The organism is Halorubrum sp. SD41, assembly GCF_058630335.1.
Genome location: NZ_JBZVGZ010000001.1, coordinates 1 through 22,946, shown reverse-complemented (window position 1 = coordinate 22,946; position 22,946 = coordinate 1). Strand labels below are relative to the sequence as shown.

The window sequence follows — 22,946 nt, the reverse complement described above, 5'->3', positions numbered from 1 at the left end:
AACGCTGGGATGGTAACATTACGCACATGACGGGTGATCAGCTCCTCCCGCTCGCCGCGATCTTCGCCGGCGTGGCCGCGCTCAACCTCGCGGTGACGTGGCTGCTCGTCCGGCGGAACCGCGACCCCGCGGAGCTGTTCGGCTCGGTCGCGACCCGGTCGTCGGACGGCGACGGCGAGGGCGCCGATGTCGGGCCGACGCTCGCGCTCGACGGCGACTCGGACGCCGATCCGACTGGCGAGGCGGGCGACGGAGGCGGTGGGGACGACCCCCCGCCGCTCGACGCCGACGGGGAGACCGTCGTCTGCCGCCACTGCGGCGCCGAAAACCGGGCGGGATATCAGTACTGCCGGTGGTGCGTCCGGTCGGGGTTCGTCGACGAGGACGCCGGCGTCACCGCGGGGAGCGCGATGGCCGACCGGCCGCTGTGAGCGTCCGCGGCGGGTCGGCGAGGACGCCGGCCCGACCCAATCAGGCCGCGTCGATCTGGCAGCCGGCCGCGTAGTCGATCCCGTCGATGCTGTCGATTCCGTCGTCGCCGCACACCGGGCAGTCGGGGTTGCGCGCGTACGGCACCGTCTCGAACGAGAGGTCCATCGCGTCGTAGAACAGCATCCGCCCGACGAGCGGCTCGCCCACGTCCATGATCAGCTTCACCGCCTCCGTCGCCTGGAGGCAGCCGACCGTCCCGGGGAGGACGCCGAGGACGCCCGTGCTGGCGCAGTCCGGCACCGTCCCCGGCTCCGGCGGCTCCGGGAACAGACAGCGGTAGCAGGGCCCCTCGGGCGAGAGCGTCGTCACCTGCCCCTCGAACTTGTAGATCGCGCCGTGCGAGACCGGAACCCCCTCGATCCGGGCGGCGTCGTTCACCACGTAGCGGGTGGCGAAGTTGTCCGAGCAGTCGACGACGACGTCGTGATCTGCGATCAGCTCGCGGGCGTTGCCCGCGTCGAGGCGTAGCTCGTGGCGCTCGACGTCGACGTCGGGGTTGAGGTCGGCGACGAACTCCGCCGCCGAGTCGACCTTCTTGCGACCCACGTCGCCGTCGCCGTGGATCACCTGCCGCTGGAGGTTCGACCGCTCGACGACGTCGTCGTCGACGATCCCGATCGTCCCGACGCCCGCGGCCGCGAGGTACTGGATCGCCGGCGCGCCGAGCCCGCCCGCGCCGACGACGAGGACGCGGGCGTCGAGCAGCCGCTTTTGCCCCTCCGGGCCGACGTCGTCGAGGATGACGTGTCGAGAGTAGCGGTCGAGCTGGGTCGCGTCGAGCGAGAGGCTCATGTCCGCAACCAGTGCCGGCGCGGATATAATCGTGTTCCCGATCGCCGGTCGGGACGCCGCGGCCGGCGCTTCCCGAGCCGCCGCCGCGCGGCCAGCGCTTCCCGGGGGGGCACCGACCGGCCGGCGCTTCCCGAGCCGCCGCCGCGCGGACCGCGTTCACTCCGTCGACGCCGCCACGGCGTCGGTCATCCAGCAGTCGTCCACGTCGCCGAGGGAGCTGTCCGTGTCCCCGCTCCCGCCGCCGACGCGGACGAGCCGGAACTCGTAGCGGCCGGTGACGCTGCCGTTCTCCCGGGTGACGACCTCGACAGAGGCGGCGCCGTCGGCGATCTCGGGAACCGAGTACTCGGCGGTGTCGTACGTGAGCATCGGCGCGTACAGCGGCGTCTCGAACAGCTCAACGTACTCTCCGGTGGAACCGACCAGATCCTTGTTCCGCGGCGACGCGAACGCCCGCAGGGTCCGGATACCGTCGTTCGTCGCGTTGTCGTTGTACCGGAGCGCGTTCATCTGGATCTGGACGACCTGAAGCGCGGACCGCTCGCAGGTGGGCGCGAGGGCGGTGTTCCGCTCGGCCTCGCCTGTCGGGTCGCCGTCCGCGACCGAGACGGTGTTCGCGCCGTCGCCGTCCTCGGTCGACGCCTCGCTTCCGTCGTCGCTGCCGTTCGTCGACCCGGTCCCGTCCGAATCTGTCGCCGACGGGTCGGTCGTTCGGTCGTCCCCGACGCCGGCGACGCCGTCGAGTCCGCCGATTCCGGCGGCGCCGGCGGCGAATCCGGCCCCGGCCGCCGCGACGAGGAGCGCGACGACGGCGACCGCCGCGAGGACGGTCCGGGGAGACCGCCGGTCGCTCGGCGCGTCGCCGGTGACGGACTCGGTCGCCGTCGCCTCGCCGCTCGGATCGGACGCCGGGACGGCGTCACTTGGTCGTTCGTGAGCCCGCGAATCGTCGGGGGAATCGCCTGCGGTCCGGTCGGCGGGGTGGGAGCCGATGTCGCCCCCCTGCGCACCCGACGCGACGGCGCCCATCGCCGCGCCGTCGTCGGCCGCCGTTCCGTCGTCGTCGGTCGGCGCTCCGGCTCCGCCCTCATCCCCCGCGTCGCTCTCCGCGGTGCCGGCGTCCGAATCTACCGCGTCGTACGCTTCGGACCGGACCGAGACGCCGAGGAGTCGGTCGGCGATGGCGTTCGCCTCCGCCGGCGGGACGGCGTAGAGGAGGCGCTCTCGGAGGTCAGCCGGCGTCACTACGTCGGCGTCGAGTTCGGGGCCGAGGTCGTCGAGCGAGTCGCTCGCGACGACGACGGCGTCGACGGGGACATCGGGACCGCCCGAGGCGTCGGGGACGTCTCGGTCCCCGGCCGCGACGACGAGCAGTTCGGTCCGGCGGTCCCCCTCCGACACCGTGACGCGCGGCGCGTCGACCTCGACGTCGTCGGCGGTGGCCGCGTACGTCTCGCCGACGAGCGCCGCGAACGCGTCGCTGTCGAGCGACTCGAGTTCGGTCGCGAACGAGTCGAGGGGAATGGAGCTGCTCCCGGTCACTTGGCGATCGCCACGTACTATTGATAGTATGTGACGCGGTCTCTTTGCTCTTGCGTCGAGGAGAGACGGAGCGGCCGCTCGCCGTGAGAGCGGACCGCGAGTAAAACGTCGGAGCGGTCGAGGGCGCTACTTGCCCTGCCGGTCGTTCGAGGTGACGCTCGGGCGCGTCTTCTCGGTGCCCTTGCCGCGCTTGCGCTGGCCGCGGCCCTTGGTGCCGGCGGAGGTGAGGCCGCGGTACGCGCGGCCCTTGTGGTCGTCCGAGCAGATCCAGTTCAGCTCGTCGTCGTTCTCGATCGCGGGGTGGGCGGGGTCCACGAGGATGACCTCGTGCCACTTCTGCGAGCCGTCCTCACCGACCCAGTAGGAGTTGAGCACGCGGAGATTGCGGTACTTCCGCGAGGCGCGCTCCTCGGCGATGCGCTGGATCGACTTGCGCCGCGAGACGCGGTTGACGCCCTGGCGCTTCGAGCGGCGGCCCGCCTTGAAGCGCTGCTTGCGCGAGCCGCCCTTCCGGACGCTCACGCGGGCGACGATGACGCCCTGCTTGGCCTTGTAGCCCAGTTCGCGGGCCTTGTCCAGCCGGGTGGGGCGCTCGATGCGCTCGATGGCGCCCTGGTCGCGCCACTCCTGTTTGCGCTGCCACTGCAGCTCAGCCAGTTTCCCCTCCTTGGGGGACCGCCACGCCTCCTTGATGTGCGAGTAGAAGCTTCGTGCCATTGTGTGTCCGCGGACGGTTGCGATTCAGCCGCGAGGGGCCACATGTCGTCTCGTCCCGGGGCGCGCGGCGGTCGGTCCGACCGCGTCCCGGCGGCGAGTGCCCGCTGTGTCCGCACCAGCGAGTTGGCAGAGATACCCGCGGTTCGCCCTTAACCGCTTCGCTCCGCGGGTCGCGTGAGAGCTGATGACAATGGAACGCCCCGCCGACTCCGGACCGCCGTGCGTCGATCGATTAAAGTTCACTTGTATCGATGAACCGCCAGTGGTACACATCGACGCCGCGCCGGGAGGCCGCGGGCTCGACGGAGGGGGTTCCGGATGGGCGACGTGAGGCTCGTCGTCGTCGCCGGAACGACCGAGACGGCCGCGATCGACGGGATCAGCGCCGCGGGCGCCGACCCGGAGCTGCGCGTCCACACGCCGAGCGCCGACCTCGAGATCGTCGACGCGGGGCGCCCCGCGCCGGACTCCCCCGTGCCGGTGAGCCCGAACGGCTGTCCGACGCCCGCGGTCGTCACCCGCGCGGTCCGCGAGCTGCTCGGCCCGGAAACCCTTCCCGTCGAGTTCCTCGACGCCGGGCTCGGCGCGCCGACCGCGGCGACGGCCCGCGACGTCGGCGCCGCACCGGGCGGCGACGTCCGCGACCCGGAGCCGGTCCCGGAGGCGGCGACCGTCTTCGAGCGCGCCCGAGAGTTAGCTCCCGAACTGGCCGCGTCCGGTGAGGAGGGCGGCTCCGACAGCGGCGACGAACCGGCCGAACTGCTCGTCGCCGAGACGATCCCCGGCGGGACGACGACCGCGCTCGGCGCGCTGACCGCGCTCGGCGAGCGAGCCGCGGTCTCCTCGTCGCTGCCGGCGAACCCGATCGAGCGCAAGCGCCGCGTCGTCGCCGAGGGACTGGACGCGAGCGGCGTCGACCCGGGCGGCGCGGCCGGCGAGCCGATCGAGGCGGTCCGGCTGGCCGGGGACCCGGTCCTCGCCGCGGTCGCCGGCCTGATCGTCGGCTGCGCGGAGACCGGGATCGGCGTCACACTCGCCGGTGGCACGCAGCTCGCCGCTGCGGCGGCGCTCGCCCGGCACGCCGGCGTCGACCGCCCGCTCCCGCTGGCGACCACGTCGCTCGTCGCCGACGACCCGACCGCCGACCTGCCCGCGCTCGCCGCCGACCTCGACCTGACGCTCGCGGCGGCCGACCCCGGGTTCGCCGAGGGCGACCACCCCGCGATGGCGGCGTACGCCCGCGGCGAGGCGAAGGAGGGCGTCGGCATGGGCGGGGCGCTCGCACTCGCCGACCGCGCCGGCGTCGCCGACGCCGCCGTCCGCGACCGGATCGCCGCCGTGACCGACCGACTGCTCGCCGACCGCGCTGGAACCGGCAAGGGTGACGGACGCCCCGCCGCGAACGGAGGCGACGCGCGGTGAGGGGGCTCGTCCTCGCCGGCACGGCCTCCGGCGTCGGCAAGACGGTCGCGACGCTCGCGACGCTGCGCGCGATCGAGGGCACCGGGCGGACCGTCCAACCGGCGAAGGCGGGACCGGACTTCATCGACCCGAGCCACCACGCGGTGGTCGCCGACCGCCCGTCGCGGACCCTCGACCCGTGGCTTCAGGGGACCGAGGGGCTCCGACGCAACTACGCCCGCGGCGACGGCGACGTCTGCGTCGTCGAGGGGATGATGGGGCTGTACGACGGCAGCGCCGCCAGCACGGCCGGCGTCGCGGCCGCGCTCGACCTCCCGGTCGTCCTCGTCGCCGACGCGAGCGCCGGCATGGAGAGCGTCGCGGCGACCGCGCTCGGCTTCGCGACCTACGCCGACCGGACGGACCACGACCTCGACGTGGCCGGCGTGATCGCCCAGCGGGCCCACGGCGGCCGCCACGAGGAGGGGGTCCGGGAGGCGCTCCCCGACGAACTCGCCTACTGCGGCCGGGTCCCGCCCCGCGAGGACCTGGAGATCCCCGACCGGCATCTCGGACTCCAGATGGGCGAGGAGACGCCGCTCGACGAGGCGGCGCTCGACGCGGCCGCCGAGACGCTCCGGACCGACCGGCTGCTCGACCTCGCCCGGGAGCCGACGCCGGCCGCGGAGGCGGCGACCGAGCCGTCTCCCGGGAACCCCCCGGAGGGCGGCGATCCTCCGCGGATCGCGGTCGCCGACGACGAGGCCTTCCGGTTCGTCTACCCGGCGACCCGCGAGCGCCTGAGCGAGCGCGCGACCGTGGTCCCGTTCGCGCCCGCGGCCGGCGACGACCTCCCGCCCTGCGACGGCGTCTACCTCCCCGGCGGCTACCCGGAGCTCCACGCCGCGGCGCTCGCCGAGGGCCCCGCGCTCGGCTCGATCGCGGACGCGGCGGCCGAGGGGACGCCCGTCCTCGGCGAGTGCGGCGGGCTGATGGCGCTCGCGGAGACGCTGACGACGGTCGACGGCGACACCCACGAGATGGCGGGCGTCCTCCCCGCGAGCGTCGAGCGCCGCGAGCGGTACCAAGCGCTCGACCATGTCGAGCTTCGCGCCCGACGGGACGCGCTCACGGCGAGCGCCGGCGAGCGGCTCCGCGGCCACGAGTTCCACTACTCCGCGGCCGACGCCGCGTCCGACGCGCGGTTCGCCTTCGACGTGGAGCGCGGGACTGGGATCGACGGCGACCGCGAGGGGCTCGTCGAACACCGGACGCTGGGCATGTACTGTCACCTCCACGCCGCGAGCGGGGCGTTCGACGCGTTCCTCGACGAGGTGGAACGGTGACGGGGGTCGGCCCCCTCCCGGCCCCGGCCGTCACGCTCGTCGCGCCGCTTCTCCTCGCCGTCGCGCTGGACCTCGCGGTCGCGGAGCCGCCCCGCCGGGTCCACCCGGTCGCGCTGTTCGGGAGCGTCGTCGAGCCGTTCGACCGGGAGTGGGCCCGTCCGGGGCTCGTCGGCGTCGCGGTCGCGGTCGCGCTCCCGCTCGCCGCGGCCGCCGTTGCGGGCGGAGCCGTCGCGCTCGCGGCCGAGTACGGACCGCAAGTGGGGGACGTGCCGGTCCTCGCCGTGGCGGTCGCGGCCGGCGTCCTCTTCTCGGCCGCGAGCCTGCGGATGCTGTGCGACGCGACCCGCGAGGTCGTCGCCGAGAGCGAGGCGGACCCCGACGCGGCCCGCGAGTCGGTCCGGGCGCTCGTCGGGCGCGACCCCGCCGACCTCTCGCCGGCCGACCTCCGGAGCGCCGCGGTCGAGAGCGCGGCCGAGAACCTGGCGGACGGGTTCGTCGCGCCGCTGCTCTGGTACGCGCTCGGGGCGACCGGCGGCGCGGCGCTGGGCGTGATTTCCGGAGGCACCGCGGGAGTCGCCGAGACCGCCCTCGCCGCGGGAATCGCCGCCGCGGCCTGGGCGAAGGCCGTGAACACGCTCGACTCGATGCTCGGCTACCGCTCGAAGCCCGTCGGCCGGGCGAGTGCCCGCCTCGACGACGCGGTCATGTTCCTCCCGGCGCGGGCCGCGGCGTGCTGCCTCGCCGTCGCCGCTCGGTCGCCGGCCAGCCTGCGGCGCGCACGGTCGCTGGCCCGCGAGCCCGCCTCGCCGAACTCGGGGTGGCCGATGGCGACGGCCGCGGTCGCGCTCGGCGTCCGCTTAGAGAAGCCGGGCGCGTACGCGCTCACCGGAGGCCCCGAGCCGCCGACGCCCGCGGCCGCCCGCGACGCCGTGCGGCTCGTCGGCGCCGCCGGCGGCGTCGCAGTCGCGGTCGCGGCGGGATCGCTCCTCGCGCTCGCGGGGGTGATCGCGTGGTCCTGACGGCCGCCGCGCTCCGGGGCGCGCTCGGGTTCCTCTCGCGGATCCCCGTCGGCCGCGACGACGCGGACTGGGAGGCGTTCCGGCGGACGCCCGCGGCGCTGCCGGCGGTCGCGTACGCGCTCGGCGCCCTGATCGCGCTCCCGGTCGCCGCGGCGGCGCTGGCGCCCGTCCCGGTGCCCTCGCCGACGATCGCGGCCGCGTTCCCCGCGTGGCTCTACCTCGTCACCGGGATCACGCACCTCGACGGCGTCGCCGACCTCGGCGACGCGGCGGTGGTCCACGGCGACGTCGACCGCCGGCGCGAGGTGCTGAAGGACGCCGCTCTCGGCGTCGGCGGCGCGGCCGCGCTCGCGCTCGCGCTGTTCGGCCTCGCGACCGCGGGGACGGTGGCGGTCGACCTCGCCCGCCTCTCGCTCGTCGACGCCGTCGCCCTCGTCGTCGCCGCCGAGGTGGGCGCGAAGGCCGCGACGGCGACGCTCGTCTGCGTCGGCGACGCGTCCCACGAGGGGCTCGGATCCGCACTGACCGAGGAGTCCGGGCCGCGCGCGCTCGTCGGCGTCGCGCTCGTAACGGCCCCCGCGGCGCTGCTCGGCTTCCCGTCGCTCCGCCCCGAGGCCCTCGCGTTCGGGAGCGCCTACTACCCGGCCGCCGCGCTCGCCGCCGCGCTCGCCGTCGCCGGAATAACCTACGCCTGGGCGAACGCGCGGCTCGGCGGCGTCAGCGGCGACGTCCTCGGCGCGACGAACGAACTCGCCCGGGTCGTCGGGCTCCACGCGGGGGTGATCGCGTGGACGCTCTCGTGATGTGCGGCGGCCGGGGGACGCGACTCGGCGACGGCGAGAAGCCGCTCGCGACGGTCGCCGGGCGGTCGATGGTCGACCGCGCGCTCGACGCGCTCGCGGCGAGCCGGGTCGAGACCGCGTACGCGGCCGTCTCGCCGCACACCCCGCGAACGCGAGAACGACTGGTCGAGCGCCAGAGCGGTGGCGGGACCGAGCCGGAACCGGGGTCGGTCGAACTCGTCGTCGTCGACACGCCGGGCGACGGGTATGTCGCGGACCTTCAAGCGGCGCTCGCCGAGGGACCGGCGGCGCCGACGCTCGCCCTCGCGGTCGACCTCCCGCTGCTCGACGGGGCGGCCGTCGACGCGGTCCTCGACGCCCACGCCGCGGCGGCCGCCGACGCGCTGTCGGTCCGCGTGCCCGCGGCGCGCAAGCGGGAGCTGGGCGCGAGCGCCGACGCCGCGACCCGGTACGAGGAAACGCCCGCCGATCGCGTCCCCGCCGGCGTCAACGTCGTCGGCGCGCTCGACGGCGCCGGCGACGAGGCCGCCCGGGTCACCCGCGACGCCCGCCTCGCCGTCAACGTCAACCGCCCGGGAGACCGCCGACTCGCCGAACGGATCCTCGCCGGCGACCCGGACGCGCCCGCGCTCCCGAGCGGCGGGGTCGACTGGCTCGACGCGGGCGACGCGGGCGAGGGGTCGGCGGGAGGTGAGTCGCGATGAACCGGGAGCGCGCGGCGGCGCTCGACCGCGAGCCGCACGGCAGCATCGACGACCCCGACCTGCTCGACTTCAGCGCGAACGCGAACCCCGAGGTCCCCGAGGGGGTCGAGCGCGCCTACCGGGCGGCCTTCGAGCGGGCGCGGGCGTACCCGCCCGAGCCGCCGGCGGCGTTCCGGCGGGCGGCCGCCGACTACGTCGACTGTGACCCCGAGTCGGTCGTTCCGACGCCCGGCGGGCTGGCGGCGATCCGGCTCGGGGTCGCGCTCGCGGTCGACGACGGCGACCGCGCACTCCTGCCGGCGCCGAGCTTCGGCGAGTACGCCCGCGAGGTCCGGCTCCAGGGGGGCGAGCCGTCGTTCGTCGACGCCGACAGCGTCCTCGACGCCGACCCGAGCGGCCACGCGCTCGCGGTCGTCTGCACGCCGAACAACCCCACCGGGACCGGCTACGACCGCGACGCGCTGCTGGGGTTCGCGGAGCGGTGCCGGGCGGCCGGGACCGTCCTGCTCGTCGACGAGGCGTTCCTCGGGTTCACCGAGCGCGCGTCGCTCGCGGGGACCGACGGCGTCGTCGTCGCGCGGGCGCTCACCAAGCTGTTCGGCCTCCCCGGGATCCGGGCCGGCTTCGCGGTCGCGACGGGCGGCCTCGGCGCGGCGCTGCGGGGCGCCCGCCGGACGTGGAACCTGGGCGCCCCGGCGCTCGCGACGGGTGAGTACTGTCTCCGGCAGGAGGAGTTCGTTCGCGAGACCCGCGAGCGCGTGCGGCGGGAGCGCGAGCGGCTGCGCGACGCCCTCGCCGAGCGGTACGACGTGGCCCCCTCCGAGGCGCCGTTCCTCCTCCTCGACGTCGGCGACCGCGACGTCGACCGCGTCATCGAGCGCGCCCGCGACCGGGGCGTCGCCGTCCGCGACGCGCGCTCCTTCCGCGGGCTCGGCTCGCACGTCCGCGTTGCGGTGCGCCGCCCGGCGGAGAACGACCGCCTGCTGGCGGCGCTCGGCGTCGGCGGTGGCGGGGCCGGGGAGGGCGGGTCGGACGGTGACGGAGGGGTGGAGAGCGATGTTTGAGGCGACAGTTCGCGAGGGCGTCCTCCGGCTCCGGCGGCCGGGGACGCGCTGGCTCTCGACCGGGTGGGACGGCGGGCGGTCGCGGGCGGCGACCGCGTACAACGTGACCGTCCCGGAGGGGTTCGACCGGACCGACCTCGCGGCCTACCGCGACGAGCGGCTGGCGCGGGCGGAGTTCGATGCCGAGGGGAACGTCGAGGGGGACCGCGACGCCGCCCCGACGCTGTTCACGGGCGTCTCGATGGCCCACGCCCGGGGCGCGCGGCTCGGCTCGGTCGTCGCGTACGCGACGGTCGGCCTCTCGAACCCCGCGACGCTGCCGATGGTGTCCGGGGCGGAGAGCGCGGCGGCCGCGGGAACGGCGGGCGGGGCCGAGCCGCGCGAGTCGACGGGGCACACCGAGGGTCCCCCAGATCCCGGAACGGTCAACCTGATCGTCGGCACCACGCGGCGGCTCGCGCCCGGGGCCGCGGCGAACCTCGTCGCGGTCGCGGCCGAGGCGAAGGCGGCGACGCTGCTCGCGGCGGCGGGCGTCCCGGGGACGACGAGCGACGCCGTCGTCGTCGGCGACGACCCGGCGGGCGAGCCGGCCGAGTTCTCGGGCAGCGCCACGGCGGTCGGCGGCGCGGCCCGCGCCTGCGTCCGGGACGCGGTCCGCGCGAGCCTGCGGTCGCGGTACCCGGACGGCGACGTGCCCGGTCCGGCGGCCGACGCCGAACACGGCGTCGTCACCGACGAGCGGGCGGAGGTTTTCGACCCATGACAACGAACCACGACGACACGAAACCGGAGGCGGAGGCATCGACCGACGGCGAAACCGAGCGGACCGACGGCGACGGGACGCCGACGAACGACGACCGCGCCGCGCGCACCCCTGGCGGCGGCACGGCGCCCGAGCCGCAACCGATCGAGCCGGCGGCGCCCGAGGAGTTCGGGCTCGTTCAGGCCTGGTGGGGCGACGGCAAGGGGAAGACCACGGCGGCGATGGGAATGGGCTTCCGGGCCGCGGGCCACGGCTACCGCGTCCATATGCTCCAGTTCATGAAGGGGGGCGCGGACAGCGTCGAGGGGGTCCGCGGCGAGTACAACGCGATCGCCGCGGTGCCGGGGTTCTCCTACGAGAACGCCGGCCACTACGGCTGGCACGGCCTGCTCGACGGCTCGGCGGACGACGAACACGAGGCGAAGGCGGCGGCCGCCTTCGAGCGCGCGGAGGCGCTCGTCGCGGGCGCCGCCGACGCGGACCTGACCGAACCGCTCCCGCTCGACGGCGACCCGGAGGCCGGCGTCCACGTGCTGATACTCGACGAACTGCTGTACGCGGCCGACCGCGGCCTCGTCGACCCGGACGACGTCGTCGCGCTCGCCGAGTCGAAACCCGAGGGGCTCGAACTCGTCCTCACCGGGAGCCACGCCGAGCCCGACTACCTCGACGGCGTCGCCGACCTGATAACGAACGTCCGCAAGGTCGCGCACCCGTTCGACGACGGGCAGCGCGCTCGGCGGGGCACGGAGTACTGAGGGGGAAGCCCGAGAGATGTCCGGCTCCGACGCCGACACCGTCCTGATCGCGGGCACCGCGAGCCACGTCGGCAAGAGCACGCTCGCGGCGGGGCTCTGTCGCCTGCTCGCGCGGCGAGGCGTCTCGGTCGCCCCGTACAAGGCCCAGAACATGAGCAACAACGCGCGCGTCGCGCTGACGCCGGACGGCGAGTGGGGCGAAATCGGCGTCTCCCAGCACGTCCAGGCGCGGGCGGCCGAGGTCCCGGCGACGACCGACATGAACCCCGTGCTGCTCAAGCCCCGCGGCGGCGGCGAGAGCCAAGTGATCGTCGACGGCGAGGCGGTCGCGAACGCCCCGGCGTCGGCGTACTACGACGAGCACTGGGACGACGCCCGCGCGGCCGCCGTGGCGGCTCACGAGCGACTCGCGGCCGACCACGACGTGATCGTCGCGGAGGGCGCCGGCAGCGTCGCCGAGATCAACCTCCGCGACCGCGACCTCGCGAACGTCGAGTGCGCGCGGTTCGCGGACGCGGCGATCCTGATCGCGGTCGACATCGAGCGCGGGGGCGCGTTCGCGAGCCTCTACGGGACCCTCGAACTGCTCCCCGACGACCTCCGCGAGCGCGTGTGCGGCGCCGTGATCACGAAGTTCCGGGGCGACCCGGACCTCCTCGAACCCGGCATCGAGGAGATAGAGGCGCGGACGGGGGTGCCGGTCGTCGGCGTCGTCCCGCACGACGATCCGGGGCTCCCCGCGGAGGACAGCCTCTCGCTGCCGGGCGGGGCGACCTCCGGGGGCGGAGACGGGAGCGGGAGCGAGAGCGGTGACGGCTCCGAGAGCGGAGGCGGCCTCGGCGGCGACGACGGCGTCCCCGACGACGCGAGCGTCCGGGTCGGGGTCCCGCGGCTCCCCCGGATCTCGAACTTCACCGACCTGGAGCCGCTGGCGCGCGAACCGGGCGTCCGGGTCGCCTACCTGCCGCTCGACGCCGCGCTCGACGGGGTCGACGCGGTCGTCCTCCCCGGGTCGAAGAACACCGTCGACGACCTCCTAGCGCTCCGCGAGGCGGGTTTCGACGCGGCGCTGCGCGCGTTCGACGGCCCCGTGGTCGGCGTCTGCGGCGGCTACCAGCTGCTCGGCGAGCGGCTCGTCGGCGCCGACGTCGAGGGCGTCGGCGACCGCGAGACGGTGCCGGGGGTCGGGCTCCTTCCCGTCGAGACCGAGTTCTCGACTGACAAGCGCGTCGAGCGCGTGACGTGCGCCGTCGACGGCGTCGGACCGATCGCCGGCGCGGCGGGGCGGGCGACCGGGTACGAGATCCGTGCGGGGCGGACGCGACTCCTCGATGACGCCGCGAGCGACGGCCTAGCGACGGCGCCCCTCGGCGCGGAGAGTGTCGCCACCGACCGAGTCCTCGGCACGTACCTCCACGGGCTCTTCGAAACGGCGGCGCTGCGAGACGCCTTCGTCGAGGCCGTCTTCGCGAGCGCGGGCCGGACGCGACCGGACGCGGGGAGGGCAGAGCGTTCCCCGTACGAGCGGGCGGCGGACCTCGTCGCGGACCACGTGGACCTGGCCGCGGCCGGTCTCGACGGCCTCGGCGGGTCGGCGGAGTGAGGCGTCGAGCGGATCCGGAGGCGGAAGGTATATTGTTCTAAGCACCCAATACTGGTGTATGAGCGACGCAGCCGACGCGAACGATTCGGCGGGGGACGACGCGAAGACGGAGCGCGAGCGCATCCGCGAACGGAAGCGGCGGGAGCTCGAAGCGCGCCTCGGCGACGGCGAGGCGGTCGACGGGAGCGCCGGAACCGATGCCGGCGACGACGGCGGAGCGGCGACTCCGAGCGAGCCGATCCACGTGAACGGAACGGAGGAGCTTCAGCGCACGATCGACGACCACGACGTCGTCCTCGTGGACTGTTACGCCGACTGGTGCGGCCCCTGTCAGATGATGGATCCGACGATCGAGGCGCTCGCGGCCGAGACCGACGCCGCCGTCGCGAAGGTCGACGTGGACGCCAATCAGGCGGTCGCCCAGCAGCTGGGGGCGCGCAGCATCCCGACGCTCGTCCTGTACGCGGACGGCGAGGCCGTCGACCGGTTCGTCGGGGCGCAGGACCGCGCGACGCTCGAATCCGCGATCGACGAGCACGCCGCCTGAGACGGTGTGGAGCGGAGCGGTCAGTTCTCCGCGAGCGTCTCTTCGAGGAGCTTCCGCTGGGCCGTCGCGAGGTGCTCGGCGAACGTCGAGGGGGAGATGTCGAGCGCGTCGGCGACCGCGCTCGCGTTGGCGTCGCGGGGGCGCTCGAAGTAGCCCATGCGGTAGGCGGTCCGCAGCACCTCGCACTGGCGGTCGGTGAGCCGGCCGCGGTCGACGAGCGTGCGGTCGGAGACGTCGTCACCCCGCGACGCGCCGTGGACGAGGTAGCGGACCTCGACGCGCTCCGCGGTCCCGTCGAGCGCCGAGACGATGTCGCGCAGGCGTTCGAGGTCGGGCAAGTGGAGCGTTAAGAGGAGGACGCCGTCCTCGGCGCGCGCGTCGGCGATCGGGCAGTCGAGCCCCTCGATGATTCGACAGGCGCACTCCCCGTCGCTGGGGCGATCGTACCGGTACACCCGCTCGTCGCCGAGGTCGACGACCGACGCGGGCGACGGGACCCCCTCGGCGGCGTCCACCGCGTCGGGGTCGCGGGCGCGGAACTCCTCGGTGTGCGTGTCGCCCGCGTGCGTCCAGTTGACGCCCGTGATCGGACCGTCGTGAGCGGTCGACGCGGCGACGACCGGACAGTTCCCGGTCCCGTGGATCGCGACGCCCGCCCGGACGCCGTTCGGCGCGGCTTCCACGCCGTCATCCGCCGACTTCCCTCCGGATTCCATCGATTCGGGCTTAGAGCGACGGGTACAAAGGCCTGATCCCCGACGGACGGGGGCGCTGTGTCGGGGTACCCGAGAAGGCCCGCAGTACTGAGGGTCGGTCGGTATCGGTAGGCGCCACGGAGCCACGGGCGTGAAACGAGCGATACACGCCCTCGGGGCGACCGCCCTGGCCGGCGCCGGGGGCGCGATGAGCGTCGCGGCGACGGCCGGTCTGATCGCCGACGGCGGAGCGGGAACCGGGACGGACGACGGCGTCGCGCTGCTAGTCTTCGCCCTCGCCGCCGCGGTCGCGGCGACGAGCCTCGGATACACCGTCGCGAAGGAGACTCGATACGCGCTGCGGACGGACGGCTTCCGCGTCACGCGAACCGACATCGGCAACGCGACCGCCGTGGCCGCGGCGGCCCCGGTCACCTACGCGCTCTCCGTCGAGGTGGGCGTGGGGCCGGTCGTGGCGTCGGCGCTCGTCGGACTCTGTGCGTACCTCCTCTCGGAGACGTACGGCGCCCCCGCCTACTGCGGCTCGTTCGTCGGGATGGTCACCCCGGCGGCCGGCGCCGACGTCGGAGCGGTCGTCGCCGCGGGGCTCGCGGCCGCCGTCGCGTTCGTGGCCGCCAAGCGCGCGTTCAACGGGTTCGGCGGCAAGCTCGGGACGACGGCGTTCGTCGGCTGCCTGTCGGTGGCGGCGTTCGGCGGGCTGGCCCCCGGGACGGGGACGGTCCCGGAGCCGCGCGTCGCGGCGGGACTCGTCGTCGCGGCCGCCCTCGCCGCCGTCGCCACGTTCCTCGTGAGCGTCCGGCTCGACCACGGTCCGGTCGTCGCGAGCGCGGTCGTCGGGCTCGTCGCCGGGGTCGTCTGTCCGCCGCTGTCCGCCGCGGGCGACGCGGTCGCGGCGGTCGCCTTCTGCGCGTCGTTCGCCGGGATGGCGACGCCGGAGCGGATCCCCGGCCCCGGCGCGATGCTGCTGGCCGGCGGGACCGCGGGCGTCGCGTTCGTCGGCGCGACGCCGTACTTCGTCGGCTTCGGCGGGAAGCTCGGCACCATCGCGTTCGCCGCCTGCCTCGTGACCTCGGGAGTCCTGTCGCTCGGCAGCCGCGTGGCGCCGGTCGGCGGCGACACCGTGACGGGGTGATCGGTCGGCGGCGACACCGTGACGGGGTGATCGGTCGCCGGGCAGCGTGACTGGGTGATCGGTCGCCGGGCGGGCGGCCGCGGCGAGCGCGCGGCGGCTTAAAACACCACGCAACTCCGGTGGCACGGGGAGGGTCGTGGAGCCCCTACCGACAGGCGATGACCGACCCGACCGAGACGACTGACCGGAGCTTCGAGTCGAACCCCACCGTCTGTCCGTTCTGCGGCGTCGGCTGTAGCGTCGAGTACGCCGGGGGCGGCGCCGCGACCGGCGTCGAGGGACCGGTGAACGGGCGCGGCGAGATCTGCCCGAAGGGGGCGGCCGCGTTCGACGTGGTCGACAGCGACGACCGCCTGACGGAGCCGCTCGTCCGGCACGACGGGCGCTTCGTCACGGCGCCGTGGGACGAGGCGCTCGACCGCGTCGCCGAGGGGATCGGGCGCGTCGTCGACGAGCACGGCCCGGACGCCGTCCAGTTCTTCGCGTCGTCGAACTGTACGAACGAGGAGAACTACGTCCTCCAGAAGCTCGCGCGCGTCCTCGGGACGAACAACGTGGACAACTGCGCGCGGCTCTGCCACGCCTCGACGGTCGCAGCGATGAGCGAGCGGCTCGGGGCGGGCGCGATGACGAACACCTTAGACGACCTCGGGGAGGCCGACTGTCTCTTCGTCAACGGCGCCAACCCGGCCGAGCAACACCCCGTCGCGTTCCGGTCGTACCTCCTCCCGGCGATCCGCGACGGCGCGACGCTGGTCCACGTCGATCCGCGCGCGAACGACACGACCGAGGCGGCCGACGTCCACCTCCCGCTGCGGCCCGGCACCGACATCGAGGTCGCGAACGCGGTCGCCGCGGTGCTCGTCGAGGAGGACCTCGTGGACGAGGAATTTCTCGCGGAGCGGACGACCGGGTTCGACCGGCTGCGCGAACACTTCGCCGAGGTGGACGTCGCCGCGAGCGCCGAGGCGGCCGGGGTCGACCCGGAGACGGTCCGCGAGGCCGCGCGGGCGTACGGCGAGGCCGACCGCGCCGCGATCGTGACGGGAATGGGGACGAGCCAGCACCGCTGCGGCACCGACAACGTCCACGCCCTGCTCAACCTCGCGCTCCTGACCGGCAACGTCGGCCGCCCCGGGACCGGCGTGAACCCCCTGCGCGGCCAGAACAACGTCCAGGGCGCGAGCGACGTGGGCGGGCTCCCGAGCGTGCTCCCCGGCTACGAGCCCGTGACCGACCCGGACGCCCGCGAGCGCGTCGCCGCGGAGTGGGGCGTCGAGCCGCCGGCGGAGCCCGGGTTGACCGAGGTCGAGGCCACGCACCGCTTCGGCGACGACGTGCGCGCCGCGGTCGTCTTCGGGGAGAACCCGGCGGTCACCGAGCCGAACGCGACCGCGGTCGCGTCGGCGTTCGACGACCTCGATTACTGCGTCGTCGTCGACCTGTTCGAGACGCGGACGGCGGCGCACGCGGACGTGGTCCTCCCCGGGAGCGCGTGGGCCGAGAAGGCCGGTACGGTGACGAACACCGACCGCCGCGTGATGCGGATGCGTCCCAACGCCGACCTGCCGGGGAACGCCCGCCGCGACTTCGATATCCTGACCGCGCTCGGCCGGCGGCTGACCGACCGCCCGAAGGCGTTCGACTACGACGGCCCCGAGGACGCGTTCGACGAGCTGACGCGCGTCGCGCCCATCTACGAGGGGATGAGCTACGATGGCATCGGCGACGACTACCAGCGGTGGCCGTTCGACGCCGACGCGGGGCGCGGTACGGAGGTGTTACACGACGAGACGTTCGCGACGGGCGAGCGCACCGCGCCGCTCGCGGTCGTCGACCCCGTCCCGCCCGCGGACGACCTCGCCGCCGGCGAGCTGACGCTGACGACCGGCCGCGTGCTCCAGCACTTCAACAGCGGGGCGCTCAGCCGGCGCTCGGACCGCCTGATGGCGATGCGCGGCGAGGACGCGCTCCAGATCCACCCGGACGACGCGGCCGAGCGCGGGATCGAGGACGGGGACCGGGTGACCGTCTCGAACGAACGCGGGACCGTCGAGGTCGCGGCCGACGTCACCCCGGCGGTCCGCGAGGGCGTGACGTTCTGTACGTTCCACTACGCGGAGCCGCTCGCGAACGCCCTGACGGGTGACGCGCTCGATCCCGAGGCCGGAATCCCGGAGTTCAAGCACTCGGCGGTCACCGTCGAACCGGCCGCCGCCGGCGAGGCGGGCGACAGAAGCGAGGCGGCCGGCGACGACTGACCAGTCGTCGACCCGGCGTGACCGGTCGCCCGTCCCGGAGCGACGCCGCACGACCTCGGTATCACTCGTGAGACGCGGGAGTTTCCGTTTATATAATCCAAGCGGAGAGGGACCGGTATGGCTACATCTGGAGAGTACGGCCGGAAGGACTTCGGCCAAGGCGGCTTGAATGACGGGCTCGACGCGTCAGCCCTGGTCGACGAGATCGGGCTCGACGACGACGAGATCGCGTGGCGGAAGGAGTTCGTCGGCTTCGACGAGGAGGACGAGCGGCGGCTGAGTCGGTACGAGGGCGCGTTCGCGGAGAACGCGGACCAGATCGCCGATGACTTCTACGAGAACCTCACCGGCCACCAGCAGACGGTCGACGTGATCGGCCGGTCGGAGAAGGGGCTCGAACAGCTCAAGCGGACGCAGTCGGCGTACCTGGTGACCCTCGCGGAGGGCGACTACGGCGAGGAGTACTTCGAGGACCGGGCGCGGATCGGCAAGATCCACGACATGCTGGAGATGCCGATGAAACACTACCTCGGGCAGTACGGCGTGTACTACGACCTCATCCTCCCGATCATCGGCGACCGCCTTGCCGACTCGCTCACCGATCGGCTGGCCCCCGACGCCGCCGATGCGACGGTTGACGACGCGACCGCGACGGCGGTCGAGGAGGAGGTCGACGACGCGATCGAGGACCTGCTCTCCGTCCTCCGGATCGTCAACCTCGACATGCAAGTCGTCACGGACACGTACATCCACTCGTACAGCGAGAAGCTCTCGAAGGTCGTCGAGGAGAACGAGCGGCTGATGGCGGAGGTGGAAGACGAGGTCGAAGAGCCGATCGCCGACCTGCGCGAGTCGGCGAGCGACGTCGCCGACAGCGCCGCAGAGGTCGGCGACGCGGCCGAAGACCAGTCAGAGCGGGTCGCCGAGGTCTCCTCGGAGGTGGCGAACCTCTCGGCGACGGTCGAAGAGGTTGCGTCGACCGCCGACGAGGTCGAGCGGACGAGCAGCCGGGCGGAGACGCTCGCGGAGGACGGCCGGGACGCGGCCGACGACGCCGCGGCGGCCATGGACGACATCGGCGACGCCGTCGACGAGGTGGCAGAGGACGTCGAGGCGCTCCAAGAGCGCGTCGAGGAGATCGACGAGTTCGTCGACGCGATCAACGGGATCGCCGACCAGACGAACCTGCTCGCCCTGAACGCCTCGATCGAGGCGGCGCGGGCCGGCGAGGCCGGCGCCGGGTTCGGCGTCGTCGCCGACGAGATCAAGTCGCTCGCGGAGGAGTCGCAGGAACACGCGAGCGACATCGAGTCGATGGTCGACGGGATCCGCACCGACACCGAGGAGACGGTCGAGAGCCTCTCGGAGACGACGGTGCGGGTCGACGAGGGGAGCGAGCGCGTCGACGACGCGACGGAGAGCCTCACGGCCATCGCCGAGGCGGTGACGGAGACGGCGGACGGGATCGACGAGGTCTCCGACGTGACCGACGAGCAGGCCGCCGCAGCCGAGGAGATCGCCGCGACGATCGACGGGGTGGTCGAGCAGTCGAGCCGGATCAGCGAGCGGATGCAGGAGTTAGCGGCCGAAAGCGAGCGCCAGTCCGCGGCGGTCGAGGAGGTGGAACGGACCGTGCGCCGGTTGACCCTTGAAAGCGGGACCGATAGCGGTGTCGGCAGGGCGTCTCTGACGGACGGCGGAACGCGGGTGAAGCGGGCGGACGCGGAGGTGCCTACGGAGGCGGAGGAAAGTCGGTCGCTGCCGGCCGGGCTTCCCGAAGGGACGCCCCAGTTCGTGATCGACCGCCTCTCTGACGAGGAACTGCGTGCGATCGCCGACGGAGAGCTAGAGATGGACGATCTGCGGTGAGTCGACGGGGCTGACCGCTCGACCCGCAATCGGGGGACGCGGACAGAGCTCAGGGTGCGAAGTACGCGTCCGGTCCCCGAATCTCGGGGAGTTCGCGGAGCGCCCGGACGCCGCACCGGCCGCAGGCGGCCGGCTCGTCGGGGTCGGCGGGCAGCGCGAACACCGTCTCGCAGGCGTCGCAGGCGACGTACCGGAGCGCGAGCGACGGAGTCTCGGCCATGGGTCGGGTAGGAGGCCGACGCACTTGAACCGACGCTTCGCGCGTCCTACTGCCCGGAACCGGGGTCGCCCGACGACGCGATCCGCGACTCGTACTTCGCCAGCGCCTCGTCGAGCGCGTCGTCGGCGTCGACGCCGGCCGCCTCGGCGAGCGCGAGCAGCGCGAACAGCGCGTCCCCGATCTCGTCGGTCGCGATCGACGCGGCGGCGGGGTTGCGTCCGTAGTCGGTCGAGGTGGTCACCTCCTTCGCGATCTCGCCGACCTCGCTCTCCAAGTCGAGCGCGTGGTACGCGAGGTCGGTCTCTAACCCGTACTCGTCGACGAACGCCGCGACGCGGTCCTGCTCGTCCATGGGCGTCGCCTCCGCACGTTCCGTCAAAAGTGCCCCGCTCTACGGTCGCCTTCGACCGTGGCGAGGACGGCCGGTCACGCAACCCATAAGCCGCGAGCGACCCCACGGATCGTATGAAAATCGCCATCTTGGGCGGCACCGGTGACATCGGCGAGGGGCTCGCGCTCCGGCTGGCGGCGGACACGCCCCATCGGGTCGCAGTCGGGTCACGGGAGGCCGAGAAGGCCGAGACCAAGGCGGAGGAGTACACCACCGAGCTGGAGAGCCGCGGGCTCGACGCGACCGTCGCGGGCGGCGAGAACGCCGCGGTCGCGGCCGACGCGCGGATCGTCGTCCTCGCGGTCCCGCCGTACCACGTCGGCGACACCGTCGAGGCGGTGGCGGCGTCGCTGGACGACGGCGACGTGCTCGTCTCGCCGGCGACGGGGATGAAACGCGACGACGAGGGGTTCCACTACCACAGGCCCGGCGCGGGCTCGGTGACGAAGATCGTCGCCGACGCGGCGCCCGAGGGCGTCGCCGTCGTCGGCGCGTTCCACAACCTCGCGGCCGCGCGCCTCGCGAACCTCGACGCCGACCTCGGGGTCGACACCCTCGTCATCGGCGACGACGAGGACGCGAAGCGGACGGTCGCGGACGTCGCCGAGGGGATCGAGGGGCTGCGCGCGCTCGACGCGGGCGGCATCGCCAACGCACCCGAAATCGAGGGGTTGACGCCACTTCTCATCAACGTCGCCTCGAACAACGACGGCCTCCACAATCTGGGCGTGCGGTTCGAGTAGACGGTCGTTCTGAGCGGGAGTTGCTTATAAATGAACAGCCGGGCGTTCAGCGTGGCTTATAAACGGGACCGGGCGGCGGGGACGGTCGCCGCTCCGGTGATCGATCACTTATAAATAACTGAACCCAGATCGACATCTGACACCGCCAAATCTTCATCCGCTCGCTTATAAATAACTGATTGTAGCTCGACGGTGAACACCGCCAAAGCCCCAGTCGCGAGGACGCCGCACACTCGTTGCGCTCCTCGGTCGCTCACTGCGTTCGCTCCCTGCGGTGCTTACGTCGTCTGCGGCGTCCTCGCGACTGCCCCTTTGAGCCCCGCCCCGCACGGCACCGCCCCGCCCCTCACGCCTCCCCAGCCTCGTCGCTGGCGCCGTCGGCGCCAGCGACTCCCTCGCGCTTGCTGTCTCCCGGCCGCCGGGGGCGGCCGCTCGCAGGCACGCGCCGCCGCAGTAATAGGGATAAGTGGCGTCGTCGCCGTCGCCCGAATCCGGCGCTCGGCGGGCGTTCCGTTAGGCCTTTGCGCGCCGGGGCCCTCCGAACGGTAGATGGAGTACTTGCAGCGTCGGGTCGGGCTGGTCGAGGACCGGATCGAGTCGGTCATCGACGACGTCGAGCCCGAGGAGCTGTCCGACGAGGTCGGCCACGTCGTCCTCGCGGGCGGCAAGCGCGTCCGGCCCGCGGTGACCGTCCTCGCCTGCGAGGCGTTCGACGGCGACCCCGAGCAGGCCGTCGACTTCGCGGCCGGCATCGAGTTCGTCCACAACGCCTCGCTCGTGATCGACGACATCATCGACCGCTCGGAGGTCCGGCGCGGCACCGCCGCCGCGTGGGCGGAGTTCGGCTACGGCCCGGCGATCATCGCCAGCGACGGCCTGCTCGGCGAGGCGTTCGCGCTGTTCTCCGCCGAGCCGCGCGCGATGCGCACCGTCGCCGAGGCGATGGTCGAGCTCGGCGAGGGCGAGGCGACGGAGCTCGCGGCGCGCCCGACGAACGAGGCGGAGTACATGGAGCTGGCGCGTCGGAAGACCGGCGCGCTGTTCCGCGCCGCGGCCGAGCTGGGCGCGGTCGCGGGCGGCGCGGAGCCGCACGCGATCGACTCGTTCGGCGAGTACGCCGAGCGCGTCGGCGTCGCCTTCCAGATGCGCGACGACGTGTTAGACGCCACCGCCGACGCCGACGACCTCGGCAAGCCGACCGGGCAGGACGCGGAGATGGACCGCCCGTCGGTCCTCCAGGTCACGTCGCTGTCGCCCGAGGAGATAAACGAACGCGCCCGGACGGAGTCGGAGCGCGCGCTCGCCGCCCTCGACGACGCCGACCCCCCGGAGACCGAGGCGATCGAGTACCTCCGCGACCTCGCGGAGTTCGTCGTCGTGCGCGAGCGGTAAGGAGAGAGCGGTAAGAGAGCGGTCCGCGCGGTTCGTTTTACCTGAATTGAGGCGCTAAGGCCCCTTCCTCAACGAACGAGCGAAGAGAGTGAGTAGGGAGGGGATACAGCGCCGCACGGTTCTCAAACACGTTCGACGCTCGGCCCACAGGCCCACGCAATCGAAACAACCATACGCATAGATACGCATAATACGTATGTAGTGAGGCGGAAGAACATCACCATCCGCGAAGACCAAGCCGAGTGGGTCGAGGAGAACCATCTTAACCTCTCGTCGTTCGTTCGCGGACAACTTGACGAACTCATCGAAGAACGCTCGTGAACTACAACTACAGGTATCGACTCCGACCGTCCGACGCTCTCGAAGAACAGTTAGCGTGGACTGTCGATACCTGTAGACAGGTCTACAACCACTTTCTCCACCGACTCAACCGCACCGACGACACCTCGGCGTACTCTGAGCAGAAGCTCCTGCCGAGTCTCAAGAAGTGGTGGAGCGACCTGAAAGGCGTTCACTCGAAGGTACTACAGAAGGTCGTACAACGGCTGTACGATAACCTCTCGACACTACGAGAGCGCAAAGAGAGGGGCTACCGCGTCGGGACGCTCAAGTGGAAGGCACCGGGCGAGTACCGCAGTTTCACCTACAGTCAATCCGGCTTCAAGCTCAAG

General features: G+C 73.4%; 23 protein-coding genes. 17 read left to right on the top strand and 6 right to left on the bottom strand.

The annotated features are described in order from the left end of the window. Nucleotides 1-26 precede the first annotated feature (26 nt). The gene (locus AC4NMM_RS00115; protein WP_096393979.1) at nucleotides 27-431 is read left to right on the top strand and encodes a DUF7577 domain-containing protein; all 405 of its coding nucleotides are present in this window, start codon (nucleotides 27-29) and stop codon (nucleotides 429-431) included. A 40-nt stretch (nucleotides 432-471) separates the two neighbouring features. Here AC4NMM_RS00115 and ubaA read toward each other — a convergent pair whose 3' ends face one another. The 3 genes from ubaA to AC4NMM_RS00100 all read right to left on the bottom strand — a co-directional run bounded on the left by ubaA (nucleotide 472) and on the right by AC4NMM_RS00100 (nucleotide 3,543). Beyond that, nucleotides 472-1,284, bottom strand: coding sequence for an SAMP-activating enzyme E1 (gene ubaA, locus AC4NMM_RS00110; protein ID WP_491923232.1), 813 nt, complete (start codon nucleotides 1,282-1,284; stop codon nucleotides 472-474). 156 nt (nucleotides 1,285-1,440) lie between these two features. After that, the gene (locus AC4NMM_RS00105; RefSeq protein ID WP_491923231.1) at nucleotides 1,441-2,826 is read right to left on the bottom strand and encodes a hypothetical protein; all 1,386 of its coding nucleotides are present in this window, start codon (nucleotides 2,824-2,826) and stop codon (nucleotides 1,441-1,443) included. 126 nt (nucleotides 2,827-2,952) lie between these two features. Then, nucleotides 2,953-3,543 carry a 50S ribosomal protein L15e gene (locus AC4NMM_RS00100; RefSeq protein ID WP_096393976.1) on the bottom strand — a complete coding sequence of 197 codons (591 nt, stop codon included), beginning with the start codon at nucleotides 3,541-3,543 and terminating at the stop codon, nucleotides 2,953-2,955. Between the two features lie 318 nt (nucleotides 3,544-3,861). On the opposite strand from AC4NMM_RS00100, the gene AC4NMM_RS00095 reads away from it, so the two are divergent. Genes AC4NMM_RS00095 through trxA form a run of 10 tightly spaced genes read left to right on the top strand, consistent with a single transcriptional unit; the run spans nucleotide 3,862 to nucleotide 13,551 of the window. Next, nucleotides 3,862-4,965: a nicotinate-nucleotide--dimethylbenzimidazole phosphoribosyltransferase gene (locus AC4NMM_RS00095; RefSeq protein WP_491923230.1), complete on the top strand. Its 1,104-nt coding sequence runs from the start codon at nucleotides 3,862-3,864 to the stop codon at nucleotides 4,963-4,965. Further along, nucleotides 4,962-6,290 (top strand): cobyrinic acid a,c-diamide synthase, encoded by a 1,329-nt coding sequence (locus tag AC4NMM_RS00090; protein WP_491923229.1) that lies wholly within the window; start codon nucleotides 4,962-4,964, stop codon nucleotides 6,288-6,290. Before AC4NMM_RS00095 ends, AC4NMM_RS00090 begins: the two co-directional genes overlap by 4 nt. Then, nucleotides 6,287-7,309: a CobD/CbiB family cobalamin biosynthesis protein gene (locus AC4NMM_RS00085; protein ID WP_096393973.1), complete on the top strand. Its 1,023-nt coding sequence runs from the start codon at nucleotides 6,287-6,289 to the stop codon at nucleotides 7,307-7,309. Before AC4NMM_RS00090 ends, AC4NMM_RS00085 begins: the two co-directional genes overlap by 4 nt. Beyond that, entirely contained in the window at nucleotides 7,300-8,112 is an 813-nt protein-coding gene (gene cobS, locus AC4NMM_RS00080; protein WP_491923228.1) for an adenosylcobinamide-GDP ribazoletransferase, read from the top strand. Before AC4NMM_RS00085 ends, cobS begins: the two co-directional genes overlap by 10 nt. Beyond that, nucleotides 8,112-8,816: an NTP transferase domain-containing protein gene (locus AC4NMM_RS00075; protein WP_491923292.1), complete on the top strand. Its 705-nt coding sequence runs from the start codon at nucleotides 8,112-8,114 to the stop codon at nucleotides 8,814-8,816. The genes cobS and AC4NMM_RS00075 overlap by 1 nt, the downstream gene beginning before the upstream one ends. After that, nucleotides 8,813-9,880 carry an aminotransferase class I/II-fold pyridoxal phosphate-dependent enzyme gene (locus AC4NMM_RS00070; RefSeq protein WP_491923227.1) on the top strand — a complete coding sequence of 356 codons (1,068 nt, stop codon included), beginning with the start codon at nucleotides 8,813-8,815 and terminating at the stop codon, nucleotides 9,878-9,880. Before AC4NMM_RS00075 ends, AC4NMM_RS00070 begins: the two co-directional genes overlap by 4 nt. After that, nucleotides 9,873-10,643 carry an adenosylcobinamide amidohydrolase gene (locus tag AC4NMM_RS00065; RefSeq protein WP_491923226.1) on the top strand — a complete coding sequence of 257 codons (771 nt, stop codon included), beginning with the start codon at nucleotides 9,873-9,875 and terminating at the stop codon, nucleotides 10,641-10,643. Before AC4NMM_RS00070 ends, AC4NMM_RS00065 begins: the two co-directional genes overlap by 8 nt. After that, nucleotides 10,640-11,401 (top strand): cob(I)yrinic acid a,c-diamide adenosyltransferase, encoded by a 762-nt coding sequence (locus tag AC4NMM_RS00060; protein WP_491923225.1) that lies wholly within the window; start codon nucleotides 10,640-10,642, stop codon nucleotides 11,399-11,401. The genes AC4NMM_RS00065 and AC4NMM_RS00060 overlap by 4 nt, the downstream gene beginning before the upstream one ends. A 16-nt stretch (nucleotides 11,402-11,417) precedes the next feature. Continuing rightward, nucleotides 11,418-13,004, top strand: coding sequence for a cobyric acid synthase (locus AC4NMM_RS00055; protein WP_491923224.1), 1,587 nt, complete (start codon nucleotides 11,418-11,420; stop codon nucleotides 13,002-13,004). A 58-nt stretch (nucleotides 13,005-13,062) separates the two neighbouring features. After that, the gene (trxA, locus tag AC4NMM_RS00050) at nucleotides 13,063-13,551 is read left to right on the top strand and encodes a thioredoxin (RefSeq protein WP_491923223.1); all 489 of its coding nucleotides are present in this window, start codon (nucleotides 13,063-13,065) and stop codon (nucleotides 13,549-13,551) included. A 20-nt stretch (nucleotides 13,552-13,571) separates the two neighbouring features. Here trxA and AC4NMM_RS00045 read toward each other — a convergent pair whose 3' ends face one another. After that, complete coding sequence (locus AC4NMM_RS00045; RefSeq protein ID WP_491923222.1) at nucleotides 13,572-14,267, bottom strand: helix-turn-helix domain-containing protein; 696 nt, start codon at nucleotides 14,265-14,267, stop codon at nucleotides 13,572-13,574. A gap of 187 nt (nucleotides 14,268-14,454) precedes the next feature. On the opposite strand from AC4NMM_RS00045, the gene AC4NMM_RS00040 reads away from it, so the two are divergent. From AC4NMM_RS00040 to AC4NMM_RS00030, 3 genes are all read left to right on the top strand, one after another. Then, the gene (locus tag AC4NMM_RS00040; RefSeq protein ID WP_491923291.1) at nucleotides 14,455-15,399 is read left to right on the top strand and encodes a hypothetical protein; all 945 of its coding nucleotides are present in this window, start codon (nucleotides 14,455-14,457) and stop codon (nucleotides 15,397-15,399) included. Between the two features lie 158 nt (nucleotides 15,400-15,557). Then, nucleotides 15,558-17,660 carry a formate dehydrogenase subunit alpha gene (fdhF, locus tag AC4NMM_RS00035; protein ID WP_491923221.1) on the top strand — a complete coding sequence of 701 codons (2,103 nt, stop codon included), beginning with the start codon at nucleotides 15,558-15,560 and terminating at the stop codon, nucleotides 17,658-17,660. 117 nt (nucleotides 17,661-17,777) lie between these two features. Beyond that, nucleotides 17,778-19,529: a methyl-accepting chemotaxis protein gene (locus AC4NMM_RS00030; protein WP_491923220.1), complete on the top strand. Its 1,752-nt coding sequence runs from the start codon at nucleotides 17,778-17,780 to the stop codon at nucleotides 19,527-19,529. Nucleotides 19,530-19,578: 49 nt separating this feature from the next. Here the strand turns inward: AC4NMM_RS00030 and AC4NMM_RS00025 are convergent, their stop codons facing one another. Continuing rightward, nucleotides 19,579-19,749: a hypothetical protein gene (locus tag AC4NMM_RS00025; RefSeq protein WP_491923219.1), complete on the bottom strand. Its 171-nt coding sequence runs from the start codon at nucleotides 19,747-19,749 to the stop codon at nucleotides 19,579-19,581. A gap of 46 nt (nucleotides 19,750-19,795) precedes the next feature. Beyond that, nucleotides 19,796-20,101 carry a MazG-like family protein gene (locus AC4NMM_RS00020; RefSeq protein ID WP_096393964.1) on the bottom strand — a complete coding sequence of 102 codons (306 nt, stop codon included), beginning with the start codon at nucleotides 20,099-20,101 and terminating at the stop codon, nucleotides 19,796-19,798. 113 nt (nucleotides 20,102-20,214) lie between these two features. On the opposite strand from AC4NMM_RS00020, the gene npdG reads away from it, so the two are divergent. From npdG to AC4NMM_RS00005, 3 genes are all read left to right on the top strand, one after another. Next, nucleotides 20,215-20,883 (top strand): NADPH-dependent F420 reductase, encoded by a 669-nt coding sequence (gene npdG, locus AC4NMM_RS00015; protein WP_096393963.1) that lies wholly within the window; start codon nucleotides 20,215-20,217, stop codon nucleotides 20,881-20,883. Nucleotides 20,884-21,432: 549 nt separating this feature from the next. Further along, nucleotides 21,433-22,275, top strand: coding sequence for a polyprenyl synthetase family protein (locus AC4NMM_RS00010; RefSeq protein WP_096393962.1), 843 nt, complete (start codon nucleotides 21,433-21,435; stop codon nucleotides 22,273-22,275). 317 nt (nucleotides 22,276-22,592) lie between these two features. Next, nucleotides 22,593-22,946 (top strand): helix-turn-helix domain-containing protein (locus AC4NMM_RS00005; protein WP_491923218.1); only part of this gene is annotated, 354 nt, incomplete at its 3' end.